The organism is Methylophilus rhizosphaerae, assembly GCF_900100975.1.
In the GTDB taxonomy this organism is placed as follows: domain Bacteria; phylum Pseudomonadota; class Gammaproteobacteria; order Burkholderiales; family Methylophilaceae; genus Methylophilus; species Methylophilus rhizosphaerae.
In genome coordinates this window covers 328,520-343,476 of record NZ_FNFX01000002.1, presented here as the reverse complement: position 1 = coordinate 343,476, position 14,957 = coordinate 328,520, and the positions used below count along the sequence as shown (strand labels likewise).

The following is a 14,957-nucleotide window of genomic DNA, read 5'->3' as shown; positions in this document are numbered from 1 at the left end:
ATTAAAACCAGTCACGATGGACGCCGTTGACCTTGCCGGTCTTGGCATCAATGTAAACTTCCCATTCAGTGCCGCTGGCATCCAGGATCTCAACTTCATAATCCCAGCCCGAACGGAATTTGCGGCGCTCCAGTTCTATTTCTTTCACCATGCCGGGTTTTTCGGCCAGGGCTTTGTTTTGCGCCTCTTCCAGTGAAATCAGCCCAAATGCTTTTGCCATCTCTGCGATTTTTGCCGGATTATCTTCATCATCGTCTGCCATGGCAGGCTGGCTGAGTGTCAAGCCCAACAGCAGGCTGAGGATGAAAAGGCTGGTTGATGTGCGGATACTTTTATTCATCATGGTCTCCATTTCTAGTTGTGGAGTTTTCACGATACAGCGCACGCCTTAATTCAGGCTGAATTTTCCGCTATGGGGTTAAGGGGGATTGGTGTGCATGCCGGGAAGCTGCAAGGCCGGCTGGTGTATTTTCAACTGGTTGAACAGCCATCGCGTTTCCAGCAGGTTCCATACCCTGAGCATGGCCTCCATGTGGTCGAAGGGCTTGGTCAGGAAATCTTTGGCACCGAGCGCCAGTGCTTTACGGCGGGCGGCAATGGTCGCGTCTGCAGTCAGGACCAGGACTGGCAGGAAATCATGCCTGCCAATATGGTGTGACAATTGGTCCAGCACTGCGAAGCCATCCAGTACCGGCATCATCAAGTCCAGCAGGATCAGGTCTGGCTGGAAGGCATTTACCAGGTCCATGGTCTTGGTAGCATCCGTGGTGCTGATGACCTGTTCGAACCCTTCTTTAGTCAGCAGCTCTTCCAGCAGCCTCAAATTCGCTTCGGCATCATCAATGATCAGGATTTTTGAGGCACGCAATTGTTCGATATTCATGATGATGACTCTGGCAGCAGTTTCAAGAGGAATTGATTAAACATGGCGACATTCAATGGTTTGGTAAAGTAATGTGCGATACCAAACGTCCTGAGCCGTTGCAGGGTGTCGGGCACGGCATCTGCGCTCAGGATAATGACCGGGATATTTTTCAGCGGCGCCTGGCTGCGCTGCAGATACTCAAGCAGGGATTCACCGTCGCTGTCAGGCAGGTTCAAATCCAGCAACAGCAAGTCGGGCATCAGTTCATGTAGGCATGCCATGCCCGCCTGAACACTGGCAACCACATGCAACTGAAGATGGCGGTGCTTGCTGATAATCGCTTCTACCAGTGCCTGGTTGCTGGGGTTATCTTCCACATACAGGATATGGCGCTTGCGAAATATGGCAGAACTTGCCACTGCCTGCGTCTGCAGGTCACGGGCGGTATTGGCTGGTGATGCCTGTGGCGGGAGCGCTTCCTGGCTGGCTGGCAAACTGAACCAGAACAGGCTTTTATCTTCAGCCACGCCGATTTCCCCGCCCATCGCCTCTATCAGTTGCTTGCTGAGTACCAGCCCCAGGCCACTGCCTTCGGTCACCGTACGTTCAGCACCTAGGCGGTCAAAAGGCGTGAATAAGCGCGAACGGAGCATGACTGGAATCCCGGTACCCTGGTCGTGCACTTCCACGCGTACCTGGCTATCCCTGGCATAGGCGCTAAAGGTCACTTGCGTGTTCTCGGGTGCATATTTCAACGCATTGGCCAACAGGTTCAGCATGACCTGTAATAACCGCTGCCTGTCTGCCCTGACTTGCAAGTCAGGCTCAAAGCGTGTTTCTATGCGCATACGGCGTGTGTTTGCCAGTGGCTGGAGGTAATGTCGCACTTCTTCCAGCAAGGGGATAAGCGCCATGACTTCCATCGCCATGCGGATATCACCACTTTCGATACGGGAGATATCCAGCACTTCATTGATGAGTTTAAGCAGGTGCTGGCCGGCGTTGTGAATCAGAATGGCGCTGTCTTTTTGCCTGCCTTCTGGTAAATCATTTTCCAGAATCTGGGCAAAGCCTAGGATGGCGTTAAGCGGGGTGCGTAATTCGTGGCTGGTGCGTGACAGAAAATTACTCTTGGCCGTACTGGCTTCTTCTGCCTCGATTCTGGCCTGGTGTGCCTCTTGTGCACTTTGGGCCAGGAGCATGGAGGCGTGTTCCAGTTCCTGGCTCAGTTGGCCCAGCTCATCCTGGCTTATGCTGGGCAATGCCAGGGGTTCGTTTTTTACCAGGTGGATGGCACTGTCGCGTATGGTTCTGACGCGGCCTGCAATCGTATAAGTAAATACCCAAACGCCTATCAGTGAGCCAATGACACCAGCAATGACTGCCAGTAAGGTGATATGCAGGTTACGTTTACGTTCAGAAATCACTTCTTTCTTATCCTGCTCGACCACAATGGACTCGCGTAAACTCATCTGGGCCAGGTGATTGCGCAACCGGCCCATGGTGGCACCCTGGGCACTGAATTTACGGATCAGTGCTGCATCGGCCTCCGCCTCCGTATTGTTTGCCAGGACGGCCAGGTCAGCCAGGTTTTTCTGCAGCAAGGGACGGACCACCAGTAACAGTTTTTGCTGCGCACGATCATCCAGCCGCTGTTGCAGCGCTTCGAGCAATTGCGGCATGGCTTGCCTGGCGGTTTCATACTCAGCAAGAAACTGGCGGTTATCTGTCAGCAGGTAATCGCGCACGCTGGTCGATGCTTCCAGCAACTGGGTCTGCAAGGTCTGGATATCCTGCTGGATCTGCAATGCATTTTGTACCCGCTGCTCCAGCAAGGCCGCCTGCTGTTCGCTTTCAAAAATCAGGGCCAGCGAGCCAAGTAACACGGTGAGTGGCAGGATATTCAGGACTATCCCTTTGGTTGTCAAAGAGGCATCCTGCCACAACCGGTTTAACTCACTGAATAATCGGAACTTGCGGGAAATCATTTATAGCCCATCGCTCTTGAAACCGGCTTCCACTGCCTTGACCGCTGCCTGGGTGCGGTCATTCAGCGCCAGCTTGCTGAGAATCCGTTCAATGTGGATTTTGACCGTGCCGGGCGATATGCCCAGCTTGGTTGCCAGCAGTGCATTACTGGCACCGGAAGGCAGCAAGGCAAATACCTCGCGCTCACGCGGTGTCAGCTTTTGCATATAACTGGTATCGAGCATGGTACTTGCCTGGGCTGGCCTATGTAACGCAAAACCCAGCATACCGCAGAGACTGTACAGCGTCTGCAAACTGTTTGCGTTTAAAGGGTTGCCGGTGATGAGCGCCATCAGGCCAACCGCCTGCTGCTGGCAGGCAATGGGGAAGTGGTAGCACAGCAGGGTTGATTGATCATCGGCGGGGATTTGCAATGCCCATAAACCGGGAATGTATTGCTGATGCACTTTGAAGTGAATTGGTTCCTTTAACCATTGCGCCAATACGCCCAGCATGGGGATTCTGACACCGACCGGAAAGGCATTGCCGCGCTGGGCAAGTATTTTGAGCGCTCCTGCATGTTGCTGGCTGATCAGGCCATGTTGCGCCCCGAATTGCAGGCAGATTTCATCCAGCAGCCATTGTACTAGCGTGGCCGACCAGCCCGAAGTAAACAACTGGTGCCCGAATTTCTCAAACAGCCTGTCATGGCCTATCTGGGTTTGAGTCTGCTTCAACGTATGGCGCAGGGCGAGGGCAGTTCCGTCGGCTGGGGAATGAGGGTTAACTGGCATATGCCATTCAGTATATACCGAAATACCTATGGCGGGAGATGTGTTGTGAATGTAGCGCCGGCAAAATGCCACTTCGTTGTGATTGCCTGCAAGCATACTGGCAGGTCGGGCACAAACATGATGCCTGTTGCCGTCAGTGTCGCGTAAGGTTGTTACGACATAATGACGTCGGCCTTTGATAGGCTGTGTGACAGGTCAACCATAAAGGAGCGAGAATGAATCGGTTATTATTGGCGTTACTGGTGTCAGTGGTTTGGGTCGCCAATGCACAAGCGGATGAAACGCAGGCACAAGAAGTGGATGTACGTACTTTGCACCAGAAAAACTTCCTGGGGCAGCGCCCTTACGCCCAGGTGCCGGCAACCAGCCAGCAACAGCAGGCGAATACCGGCGAGATGGCCGCCACCTCAGCCAAGCCAGCGAAAGGTTACGACAAACACCAGCAACTGCGCTTGAACTTTCTTGGCAAGCGCCCTTACATGGCGGATACCCACACCGACTAAACCTCACAAAGCCCCACAGAAATGTGGGGCTTTGTTTATTGGCCGACTCAATTATCCATACAAATAATATAACGAAACATTATTTCACTTGTGAAGGAGAAACACATCATGTCCACTGTATCAACCAGGCGGGGATACCTCGACCTGTTTAAGTATGCCAACCGGGATCTGCCGGCCTCTATTGTTGTTTTCTTTGTTGCCCTCCCTTTATGCCTGGGCATCGCCCTGGCCTCCGGCGCACCATTATTTGCCGGTGTCATTTCCGGTATTGTCGGTGGCATTGTGGTTGGCCTGGCCAGTGGCTCGCAGCTAGGTGTGAGCGGCCCCGCAGCCGGCCTGGCGGTGATTGTACTGGCAGCCATCAGCCAACTGGGCTCTTACGAGATATTTCTGGCGGCTGTGGTGCTGGCGGGGATCTTCCAGTATTTGCTGGGGCAACTCAAGGCGGGGTTTATTGCCTATTTTGTGCCCGGTTCGGTCATTAAAGGGATGCTGACGGGGATAGGCCTGCTCATTATCCTGAAGCAGATCCCGCATGCGTTAGGCAATGATGCTGACTTTGAAGGGAGCGAGGCGTTTGAAGTATTCGAAGGGCACAATACCTTTCATGACCTTTTGCAATCCTGGGATTTACTGACGCCCGGCGCCGTGCTGATTGCAGCCGTTTCTTTCGGTATTCTGATATTATGGGATACAGTGCTGAGCAAAAAACATAAATTCTTCCAGCTACTGCAAGGGCCTATTGTGGTGGTGCTTGTCGGGATCCTGCTTAACCTGGCATTCATGCGCGGCTGGTTAAACTTTTCCCTTAGGGCTGACCAGGTGGTGCATTTGCCGGTGGCGAGCAGCCTGGCAGAATTTACCAGTTTCTTCACGTATCCCGATTTCAGCCAGATTGCGCAACCCCTGGTGATTAAAACAGCGCTGGTGATAGCGATTATTGCCAGCCTGGAAACCCTGTTGTGCGTGGAAGCCGCTGACAAGCTGGACCCCTTGAAACGTGTCACGCCAACGAACCGGGAGCTCAAGGCGCAGGGACTGGGAAATATGGTCTCCGGTTTGATTGGTGGTTTACCGGTGACACAGGTCATTGTACGTAGCAGTGCCAATGTGGCGTTCGGTGCGCAAACAAAATTATCGGCTGTGCTGCATGGCGTTTGGCTGTTGCTCAGTGTGGTCACGATTGCCAGTTTCCTCAACATGATTCCCCTGGCCAGCCTGGCGGCTATCCTGATCATGGTAGGGTACAAACTGGCAAAACCCGGCCTGTTCAGGCAAATGTATGCGCTTGGCTGGGAACAGTTTATTCCTTTCATGGTGACCATTATCGCTATTGTGCTGACAGACCTGTTGACCGGCATTGGCCTGGGCTTGGTCGTGGCGGTATTCTTTACGCTGCACCATAGTTACCGCAACTCGCATTACATCAAGCAAACCCATTCCCAGCAGGAAGGCCGGGAGGTCTATGAGCTGGTGCTGGCGGAAGAAGTGTCCTTCTTTAACAAGGCGAGCATTCTGGAAGTGCTAGAATCTATTCCTGCCAATAGCAAAGTCGTGATTGACTGCACCAATAGCAAGTCCATTGCTCACGATGTTGTGGAATTTATCCATGACTATCAGCAACACGCCAGATTGAAAAATATTGACGTAGAAACTATTGCGTTCAAACCTCCCAGGTATTTGCTGGGACATTAACCAAGCCACATGGCCTGTCATGTGAAAATAAAATCATTGATTAGAGGATATATATTATGTACAAACACCCCTTACTGGATCGAGATAAAATGACACCGCGCGAAGCGCTGGATATTCTGATCGAGGGTAACCGCCGTTTTGCCAGTGATCGCGAAGAAGATAAGGATTTCAGGTCGCTGATCCAGATTACCAAGGACAAGCAGCATCCGTTTGCTTCTACTTTAAGTTGCAGTGATTCGCGTGCACCGGTGGAGTTGTTATTTGACCAGGCGCTGGGCGATATTTTCAGTGTCAGGCTGGCGGGGAACATCGCTTCGGATAAAGGGATAGGTAGCCTGGAGTTTGGCTGCAAATACCTGCACAGCAAACTGATTGTCGTGATGGGGCATACGTCCTGTGGCGCGGTAAAAGCCGCTTGTGATGATTTCAAGGATGGCCATATCGGCGAAATCATCAATCTGATCAAACCCTCAATCCGCCATGAAAAAACAGTGACGGATCCTGCGCAGCGCAACTCTGGCAACCCGGATTTTGTGGGGAAAATCTGCGCATTGAACGTCAACTACCAGATCGAGACGATTATCCGTTGCAGCGATATCATTGATGATATGTTGCAGAGCAGGCAGATCGGGATAGTCGGTGCCATTTACGATGTCTCCACTGGCAAAGTCAACTTTATGGAGGATACGTTTATCGGCTAACGATAAGTGTTTCTGAACCAGCAATAAAAAAGCCGATGACAGAATCGGCTTTTTTTGCGGCTTCTGGTTACTTTTTTTACTACTGATGGCCTTCCTTGGCCAGGTTGATACTGTATTTGGGAATTTCAACCGTCACATCGGTTTCCTGCAGGATCGCCTGGCAGGAAAGGCGGGAGAGTGGCTGCAGCCCCCATGCCCGGTCCAGCATATCTTCCTCGTCTTCTTCAATCTCGTTCAGGCTGCGGAATCCTTCACGCACAATGACATGGCAGGTGGTACAGGCACACACGCCACCACAGGCGCTATCAATATCAATATCGTGCTGATGCAGTGCATCGCAAATGGATGTGCCGGTGGCTGCTTCAACCACGGCTCCTTCCGGGCAGAGTTCAGGGTGGGGAAGTACGGTGATTTTTGGCATATTACAGTTCCAGGGAATCCAGGTTCTTACCCGTCAGGGCTTTTTGTACGGAGGCATCCATGCGCTTGGCAGCAAACGCTTCAGTGGCGTGGTTAAGTGCCTCGGTACCTTGTTTCACGGCTTGGCTGTCCGTGCCCTGGCACAAGGCGAGCAGGGCATCGAGATGGGTTTGTATGGTTTCACGTTCTGTCGCTGTGAGCAGCTTGTCGCCATCCTCGGCCAATGCCGCTTGAATGGCTTCGGCCAAACGTTGTGCATCGACAATCGCTTCACGCAGCATGCGCGCCTGTTTGTCACTTTCGGCCGCGCCAAAGGAATCCTTGAGCATGGCCGTGATCTGGTCTTCATTCAGGCCATAAGAGGGTTTGACCGTGATGTTGGCTTCCACGCCACTGGTTTGCTCACGCGCACTGACCGATAGCAGGCCATCGGCATCGACCTGGAAGGTGACGCGGATACGTGCCGCACCAGCGGCCATGGGCGGAATACCACGCAGTTCAAAGCGGGCCAGCGAGCGGCAGTCGCTCACCAGTTCACGCTCGCCTTGTACCACATGGATCGCCATGGCGGTCTGGCCATCCTTATAGGTGGTGAAATCCTGGGCACGGGCAATCGGCAGCGTAGAATTACGCGGAATGACTTTTTCAACCAGCCCACCCATGGTTTCCAGCCCCAGCGATAGCGGTGTGACATCCAGCAGCAACAGTTCATCATCGCTGCGGTTGCCAGCCAGCACATTGGCCTGGATAGCGGCGCCCAGCGCGACTACTTTGTCCGGATCGAGGTTGGTCAGGGGTTCCTGTTTGAAAAACGCCTGTACCGCATGACGGATATGCGGCATGCGGGTAGCACCACCCACCAGCACCACACCGTGGATGTCTTCAACACTCAAACCGGCATCCCGCATGGCTTTGCGCGTGGGCGTCAGGGTTTTGCTGACCAGATGCTCGGTCAGTTGCACAAACTGGTTGACGGTCAGGGTTTCATCAATGAAAGCACCGTTGTTCAGTTTGCCCAGGATATTGGCTTCGTGATTGTCGGTCAGCCATTCCTTGGCCTGGCGTGATTTGGTCAGTAACAGGCGCGTATCTTCTTCATTCAATGGTTTGAAGTCTGCTGTTTTGCTGCGCACCTGATCCAGTAGCCAGCAATAAATGCGGTGATCAAAATCATCGCCTCCCAGGGCAGAATCCCCGTTGGTCGCCAGTACTTCAAATACGCCTTTGCTCAGGCGCAGGATAGACACATCAAAGGTACCGCCACCCAGGTCATAAATAACATACACGCCCTCGGCAGCATTATCCAGGCCATAAGCCACGGCAGCCGCCGTTGGCTCATTAAGCAGGCGCAAGACATTCAGGCCAGCCAGCCTGGCCGCATCTTTGGTCGCCTGGCGCTGGGCGTCATCAAAATAGGCGGGCACGGTCACCACGGCACCAGTGAGCTCACCACCCAGTGCTTTCTCGGCACGCAGTTTCAGGGTTTTTAAAATCTCGGCTGAAATCTCGACCGGGCTTTTTAACCCGGCACGGGTCTTGAGCTCCAGTATGCCTTGCGAAGAGTCGTTTTCAACAAAGTGATAGGGAATATGCGCACGGTCGGTAATGTCGTGCAGGGCGCGACCCATAAAACGCTTGACCGAGACAATGGTGTTTACCGGGTCCTGGCTTTGTGCAGCCTGGGCTTCATGACCAACCACTACCGTATCTGACAGGTAGCGTACCACGGAAGGCAGCAGGGCATGGCCATGCTCATCATGCAGTACGGTGCTCATGCCACTGCGTACGGTGGCGACCAGCGAATTGGTCGTGCCCAGGTCTATGCCGACCGCCAGCTTGTGCTGGTGCGGGGCGGGTGACATGCCGGGTTCTGAAATCTGTAATAACGCCATGAAAACCTAATCTTCCAACTGAGCGATCAATTGATTCACGTCTTCGCTCACTTTATCTATAAAGCGCAGTTTGCGCACAGTCAGTGCTGCTTCTGCAGGCGCACGGGTAATTTCAGCCGCCACTTGCTGCTGTAACTGCCTGGCTTGCTGGCGCATGTCCTGTAACAGGTTATCCAAAGCGGCAACATTCCTGGCAAATCTGGCATCGTCCATGGCTTCACGCCACTCCATTTGCGCCATGAGGAAATCAGCCGGCATGGCGGTATTGTTCTCCTCATCCGTGGCAATACCTGCCAGCTGCAGCAGGTAGCGTGCACGAGCGGTCGGCTGCTTCAGCGTCTGGTAAGCTTCGTTGGCTAACGTGGCTGTCCGCATGGAGTGCATCTTCTCGGCAGCAGAGGCATTCACAAATCTGTCCGGATGCACTTCTGCGAGCAGTTTGCGGTAGTTGGTATCCAGCACAGCCGTGTCGATAGTGAATTGCTGTGGCAGCTGGAATAACTCAAAGTAATTTTGCATGGTTAGACAGGCAATGAATGATGCAGAATTGAACCGGGAGAGGCCTGACTGTCAGTGGCGATGCCAAACAGGTGACTGCTGTGGGTGCAGCCGGCCTTACACTGTGAAAGACTCGCCGCAGCCACATTCACCCTTGACGTTCGGGTTGTTGAACTTGAACCCTTCGTTCAGGCCTTCCTTGGTGAAGTCCAGTTCAGTCCCGTCGATATAGACCAGGCTTTTCGGGTCGACGATGACTTTGATCCCGTGGCTTTCAAACGCCGTATCTTCCGGTTGCATGTCGTCCACAAACTCCAGCGTGTAGGCCATGCCGGAACAGCCGGTGGTTTTCACGCCCAGGCGCAGGCCTATGCCTTTGCCACGGTTTGCCAGGAATTTCTCTACACGTTGTGCGGCGGTTTCAGTCAGGGTAATCGCCATCTTATTTACCTTGCTTGGCTCTCAGGTCTGCAATAGCCGACTTAATGGCATCTTCCGCCAGCACGGAGCAGTGAATTTTCACTGGTGGCAATGCCAGTTCTTCCGCAATGGCAGAGTTCTTGATTTCCTGGGCCTGGTCCAGCGTTTTGCCTTTCAGCCATTCGGTGACCAGTGAGCTGGATGCAATCGCAGAACCGCAGCCATAGGTTTTGAATTTGGCATCTTCAATCACGCCGGCATCATTCACCTTGATCTGCAGTTTCATCACGTCACCACACGCGGGCGCACCCACCATGCCGGTGCCTACTGTCGGGTCGTTTTTGTCCAGGGAACCCACGTTACGCGGGTTCTCGTAGTGGTCTAGTACTTTATCTGAGTAAGCCATTTTGTTGCTCCTTGAAAATTAAAGTGCTTCACAATCTCTGCGTTGGTTCGGCACCGGAATGCACTGCACCTCACCACCTTGATTTTGTTTCGCTTTTTAATTTTGTAAATTAATCTTTCATCCTTCGTAAAAATCGTCGATTTGCTGTGCTGACAGTGCCGCCAGACAGTCAAAGATCAATTTTTAATGCTCTGCCCATTCTACCTTGGACAGATCAATCCCATCCTTGAACATTTCCCATAGCGGGGACAGTTCACGTAATTTGCCAATCTTGCTCTTCAATAACTCAATCGTGTAATCCACATCGGCTTCAGTTGTAAAGCGGCCGATACTGAAACGGATGGAGCTATGTGCCAGTTCATCCGAACGGCCCAGTGCGCGCAATACATAACTAGGTTCCAGGCTGGCAGAGGTACAGGCCGAACCGGAAGATACCGCAATATCCTTAATCGCCATAATCAATGATTCACCTTCGACAAAGTTGAAGCTGACGTTCAGGTTATGCGGTACGCGATGATCTAGGTCACCGTTGACATAGGTCTCTTCGATTTGCAGCAGGCCTTTCAGTAAACGGTCACGCAGGGCGCGGATACGTTCGTTTTCACTGGCCATTTCTTCACGTGCAATGCGGAAAGCTTCGCCCATGCCCACAATCTGGTGCGTTGCCAATGTGCCGGAACGCATGCCGCGCTCATGGCCACCACCGTGCATCTGCGCTTCGATACGGATACGCGGTTTACGGCGTACATACAAGGCACCTATGCCTTTAGGGCCATAGGTTTTATGTGCAGAGAAGCTCATCAGGTCAACCGGCAGTTTTTCCAGGTCGATTTCGACCTTGCCGGTGGCCTGTGCCGCATCCACATGGAAAATCACGTTGTTGGCACGGCACACATTGCCCAGCGCTTCGATGTCCTGAACCACGCCGATCTCATTATTCACCAGCATGATGGAGGCCAGCACGGTATCCGGGCGAATCGCCGCTTTGAATTTTTCAATATCAATCAGGCCATCTGCCTCGGGTTGTAAATAAGTCGCTTCATAACCTTCGCGTTCGAGTTCACGTACGGTATCCAGCACGGCTTTATGCTCGGTTGCCGAGGTAATGATATGCTTGCCCTTGCCGCTGGCATAAAAGTGGGCCGCGCCCTTGATGGCCAGGTTGTTGGACTCGGTCGCACCTGAGGTCCACACGATTTCGCGCGGGTCCGCATGCACCAGCCGGGCAACTTCCTCACGGGCATTTTCAACGGCCTGTTCGGCAGTCCAGCCATAGGGATGGCTGCGCGAAGCCGGGTTGCCAAAGTCTTCGGTCAGGTAAGGGATCATTTTTTGCGCGACACGCGGGTCTACCGGCGTCGTCGCAGAGTAATCCAGGTAAATCGGTTTTCTTTCAGACATGTTTCATGCTCTTTCAATAAAATCCTATGCCGCAACGGCACTTAATCCTTTCAAGCGTTTCACTTCCTGCTGCAACGCTTGCAAAAATCCCTGTATTTCCGCTTCGGTATTATGCTCACCGAGGCTCACGCGCACCGCACCACGTGCCACGTCGGCGTCCACACCCATTGCCAGTAATACGTGGCTAGGTTCGGTGCTATCGCTGGAACACGCTGAACCGCTTGCGACGGCATAACCCGCTTTATCCAGGGCGGTCACCAGTGTTTCCCCTTCAATATTGGGGATGGCAAAAAAACTGGTATTCGGCAGGCGCTGTGCCTGCTGGCCGAAGATCACGGCATTTAGCCTTTGCAGGCCGGTTTCCAGTTGCTCACGTAACTTAGCTTGGGTCTCGCTGCGTGTTTTCAATGACGCTGCTGCCAATTCACAGGCGTTGGCAAAACCCACAATAGCCGCGACATTTTCCGTACCACTGCGCAGGCCACGCTCCTGGCCACCGCCATGTAGCAATGGCGCAATATCCACACGTTTATCCAGGATCAATGCGCCCACGCCTACCGGGCCACCTATCTTGTGGCTGGAGACCGTCATGGCATTCACGCCAAGCGCGCCAAAATCCACCGGCAATTTACCGAAGGCCTGCACGGCATCCGTATGCAGCAGGGCATCCTGTGCTTTGGCCAGTTTAGCCAGCTCGGCAATCGGCTGGATGGCACCGGTTTCATTGTTGGCTAACATGACGGAAACCAGCCCGGTGCGGGTGCTTAGCTTTTGTGCAGCATCAGCCAGATCCAGCACACACTGGTCATCAACGCCAATGCTTTGCACTTTCCAGCCATGCCACGCCAGCGATTGCGCAGGGCGTGAGACACAAGGATGCTCGATCGCACTGACCAGTAACTGCGTCGGTGCCAAATTGGCAGCTATGCCCTTGATTGCAAAATTGTTTGCTTCCGTACCGCCAGAAGTGAAGACCACTTGTGAAGCTTGTACACCAACACATTCTGCGATTTGCTTTCTTGCTGTTTCCACTGCATCACGCACATTGCGACCGTACACATGGCGACTGGTCGCATTGCCGGCTGTCTGCGACAACCAGGGCAACATCGCCTGCAAAACCTGCGGTTTTAAAGCGGTGGTGCTGTTATGGTCGAAATAAACCGTATTCATGCGAGTCAACAATAACCTTAAGCTGCAACGGTGGCGTCGGAGCCGCATTTGCGTGGCGAGAAATGCACGGTGCCCGCACCTTTTTTCCTTTGCATTTCCACCATGTCGGCCAGGCTCACGCCGGACAGGTATTCAAGAATCTTGCCATTAAGGGAGGCCCACAATTCGTGGGTCATGCAGCGGCCTTCTTCATGACAGTTTTCGTTGCCCCCGCATTGGGTAGCATCAATTTGCTCATCCACGGCGGTGATAATGTCAGACACTGAAATTTCGTGGTGCGCCTTGGCAATCCGGTAACCACCGCCTGGGCCACGCACGCTGGAAACCAGGCCTTGCTTGCGCAGGCGGCTGAACAACTGTTCCAAGTAGGAGAGGGAGATGCTTTGACGCTCACTGATACCGGCCAGGGTGATTGGCTTGTCTGCCTCATAGAGGGCAATATCCAGCATGGCTGTGACGGCAAAACGTCCTTTAGTGGTTAATCGCATCTGCGTGACACCTTTTAAAACAGACTCAAATTATAAAATAACCTACTAATTTAGTCAATTATTTATAATGGAAGTTCTTGGGGTCGCAAATGGCTAAAAGACGCCTCCAGGATCGTATTGAGAATGGCTCTTATTCAGGCTTTCTGGCGAAAGCATCACCGACACCGGACTCGGTTTCGGCATCACTCAGTTTGGCCAGTTGCGCTTTCAGGTCGGCAATGTCCGCTTCCTGTTTGTGCGCATGATCCAGCAGGCCGTTAATGGCTTTAATCATAGGGTCATTTTCATCATTACCGACCGCATAGGCACTGAAGCCCATTTTTTGCGCGGCACTCTGGCGCTGTTTGGTTTTTTCTTCTTCCAGGATACGTGCTGGAATACCGACTGCAGTTGCGCCTTCCGGTACATCTTTCACCACCACGGCATTCGAGCCGATCTTGGCGTTTTTGCCTATGGTGATCGGGCCTAATACCTTCGCACCGGCTCCAATGACTACCCCGGTCTCCAGGGTAGGGTGGCGCTTGCCTTTGTTCCAGCTGGTGCCCCCCAATGTCACACCGTGGTACAGCGTACAGTCATCGCCGATAATCGCCGTTTCACCGATGACCACGCCCATGCCGTGATCGATAAACACGCGGTGGCCGATGACCGCACCCGGATGGATTTCAATGCCGGTAATCCAGCGGCCGAAATGCGACAGTAAGCGTCCTAGCCAGTACATGCGGTGCGTCCACAGCCAATGGCTGAAACGGTGCAGGATCAATGCATGGACGCCGGGATAGGTGGTCAGAATCTCGAAATGCGTGCGGGCCGCCGGGTCGCGGTCAAACACAATCGAAATATCTTCTTTGAGATGATCAAACATGCGCGCATTATGCCACAAGTTGCGATGGCCCCAGAAATTGGAGCCTGCGATTTACTGATTAATATTTGCTGTGTTTTTTCGGGTTTACGCTCAGTGTCAGAATCCCGCGCAGCAAATTCACCTCTTCTTTTTCCAGGTGGGTGCGGCCATACAGGCGGCGCAGGCGTTCAAACAGCTTCTTGGGTGCGCGCGGATTGATGTAGCCGATATGTTCCAGCACTTCGCGCATATGTTCATAAAAGCGTTCCAGGTCTTCTTGTGTAGCCAGCTCTACCGGTTTCTCTGGGTAGTGCAGTTCGCCGGTGGTGACTGCCATGCGTATTTCATAACACATGATCTGCACCGCCTGCGCCAGGTTCAGCGAGGTATATTCCGGGTTGGCCGGAATAGTGGCCAATAGATTGCACAGGTCCGCTTCGGCGTTGCTGAGGCCACTCATCTCGGTGCCAAATACCAAGGCAACCTGGCTATGGCTGGCAATAGTTTTGACCTCCTGTGCGGCTTCGCGCACGGTCATCACCTGTTGTGACAGCGAGCGCTCTTTGCCGCTGACGCCGATCACAAAATGGCAATCTGCCAGCGCTTCTTCCAGCGTTTGTGTCACGATCGCGTTGTCGAGCACATCGCCGGCATTGACTGCCAGTGATTTTGCTTCGCCATCGGGAAAGTGTTTGGGGCGTACCAGGTAAAGCCGGTTCAGCCCCATGGTTTTCATGGCCCGGGCGGTGGAACCGATATTGCCGGGATGGCTGGTTTGGCAAAGAACGACGCGGATATTGTTGAAGATGACTGTCATGAAGGTGGCTGGATGCGGGCACAAAACTGTCGCGTACGCGAGTATTTCATTTTGTGAACGCATGATAAAACGTTA

At 53.2% G+C, this 14,957-nt stretch carries 17 protein-coding genes; 3 read left to right on the top strand and 14 right to left on the bottom strand.

The features are described from left to right. Position 1: 1 nt before the first annotated feature. From BLP53_RS05385 to BLP53_RS05370, 4 genes are all read right to left on the bottom strand, one after another. Entirely contained in the window at positions 2 to 343 is a 342-nt protein-coding gene (locus BLP53_RS05385; protein WP_425412895.1) for a PepSY domain-containing protein, read from the bottom strand. A gap of 75 nt (positions 344 to 418) precedes the next feature. Further along, a complete protein-coding gene (locus tag BLP53_RS05380) occupies positions 419 to 883 on the bottom strand; it encodes a response regulator (RefSeq protein ID WP_091471127.1) in 465 nt (154 codons plus the stop codon). Further along, complete coding sequence (locus BLP53_RS05375; protein WP_091471126.1) at positions 880 to 2,853, bottom strand: hybrid sensor histidine kinase/response regulator; 1,974 nt, start codon at positions 2,851 to 2,853, stop codon at positions 880 to 882. The genes BLP53_RS05380 and BLP53_RS05375 overlap by 4 nt, the downstream gene beginning before the upstream one ends. Beyond that, a complete protein-coding gene (locus BLP53_RS05370; protein ID WP_091471398.1) occupies positions 2,854 to 3,627 on the bottom strand; it encodes a helix-turn-helix domain-containing protein in 774 nt (257 codons plus the stop codon). 215 nt (positions 3,628 to 3,842) lie between these two features. Between BLP53_RS05370 and BLP53_RS05365 the strand changes: the two genes are divergently transcribed. The 3 genes from BLP53_RS05365 (at position 3,843) to BLP53_RS05355 (ending at position 6,526) form a co-directional block, all read left to right on the top strand. Next, entirely contained in the window at positions 3,843 to 4,130 is a 288-nt protein-coding gene (locus BLP53_RS05365) for a hypothetical protein (protein ID WP_091471125.1), read from the top strand. A 108-nt stretch (positions 4,131 to 4,238) separates the two neighbouring features. Then, complete coding sequence (locus tag BLP53_RS05360) at positions 4,239 to 5,825, top strand: SulP family inorganic anion transporter (RefSeq protein WP_091471124.1); 1,587 nt, start codon at positions 4,239 to 4,241, stop codon at positions 5,823 to 5,825. A 56-nt stretch (positions 5,826 to 5,881) separates the two neighbouring features. Further along, positions 5,882 to 6,526, top strand: coding sequence for a carbonic anhydrase (locus BLP53_RS05355; RefSeq protein WP_091471123.1), 645 nt, complete (start codon positions 5,882 to 5,884; stop codon positions 6,524 to 6,526). A 79-nt stretch (positions 6,527 to 6,605) separates the two neighbouring features. On the opposite strand, the gene fdx is transcribed toward BLP53_RS05355, so the two are convergent. The 10 genes from fdx to BLP53_RS05305 all read right to left on the bottom strand — a co-directional run bounded on the left by fdx (position 6,606) and on the right by BLP53_RS05305 (position 14,882). After that, positions 6,606 to 6,947, bottom strand: a complete 342-nt coding sequence (gene fdx, locus BLP53_RS05350; RefSeq protein ID WP_091471122.1) for an ISC system 2Fe-2S type ferredoxin — start codon at positions 6,945 to 6,947, stop codon at positions 6,606 to 6,608. Position 6,948: 1 nt separating this feature from the next. Further along, positions 6,949 to 8,838, bottom strand: a complete 1,890-nt coding sequence (gene hscA / locus BLP53_RS05345; RefSeq protein ID WP_091471121.1) for a Fe-S protein assembly chaperone HscA — start codon at positions 8,836 to 8,838, stop codon at positions 6,949 to 6,951. A gap of 6 nt (positions 8,839 to 8,844) precedes the next feature. Further along, the gene (gene hscB / locus BLP53_RS05340; RefSeq protein WP_091471120.1) at positions 8,845 to 9,357 is read right to left on the bottom strand and encodes a Fe-S protein assembly co-chaperone HscB; all 513 of its coding nucleotides are present in this window, start codon (positions 9,355 to 9,357) and stop codon (positions 8,845 to 8,847) included. 96 nt (positions 9,358 to 9,453) lie between these two features. Next, a complete protein-coding gene (gene iscA / locus BLP53_RS05335) occupies positions 9,454 to 9,777 on the bottom strand; it encodes an iron-sulfur cluster assembly protein IscA (protein ID WP_091471119.1) in 324 nt (107 codons plus the stop codon). A 1-nt stretch (position 9,778) separates the two neighbouring features. After that, on the bottom strand, positions 9,779 to 10,162 hold the full coding sequence (iscU, locus tag BLP53_RS05330) for a Fe-S cluster assembly scaffold IscU (protein ID WP_091471118.1): 384 nt from the start codon (positions 10,160 to 10,162) through the stop codon (positions 9,779 to 9,781). 183 nt (positions 10,163 to 10,345) lie between these two features. Further along, positions 10,346 to 11,563, bottom strand: a complete 1,218-nt coding sequence (locus BLP53_RS05325; protein ID WP_091471117.1) for an IscS subfamily cysteine desulfurase — start codon at positions 11,561 to 11,563, stop codon at positions 10,346 to 10,348. A gap of 24 nt (positions 11,564 to 11,587) precedes the next feature. Then, a complete protein-coding gene (locus BLP53_RS05320) occupies positions 11,588 to 12,733 on the bottom strand; it encodes a cysteine desulfurase family protein (RefSeq protein WP_091471116.1) in 1,146 nt (381 codons plus the stop codon). A gap of 17 nt (positions 12,734 to 12,750) precedes the next feature. Further along, a complete protein-coding gene (locus tag BLP53_RS05315; protein ID WP_091471115.1) occupies positions 12,751 to 13,221 on the bottom strand; it encodes an Rrf2 family transcriptional regulator in 471 nt (156 codons plus the stop codon). 130 nt (positions 13,222 to 13,351) lie between these two features. Next, the gene (cysE, locus tag BLP53_RS05310; protein ID WP_091471114.1) at positions 13,352 to 14,086 is read right to left on the bottom strand and encodes a serine O-acetyltransferase; all 735 of its coding nucleotides are present in this window, start codon (positions 14,084 to 14,086) and stop codon (positions 13,352 to 13,354) included. Positions 14,087 to 14,144: 58 nt separating this feature from the next. Continuing rightward, positions 14,145 to 14,882 carry an RNA methyltransferase gene (locus BLP53_RS05305; RefSeq protein WP_091471113.1) on the bottom strand — a complete coding sequence of 246 codons (738 nt, stop codon included), beginning with the start codon at positions 14,880 to 14,882 and terminating at the stop codon, positions 14,145 to 14,147. Between the last annotated feature and the right edge of the window lie 75 nt (positions 14,883 to 14,957).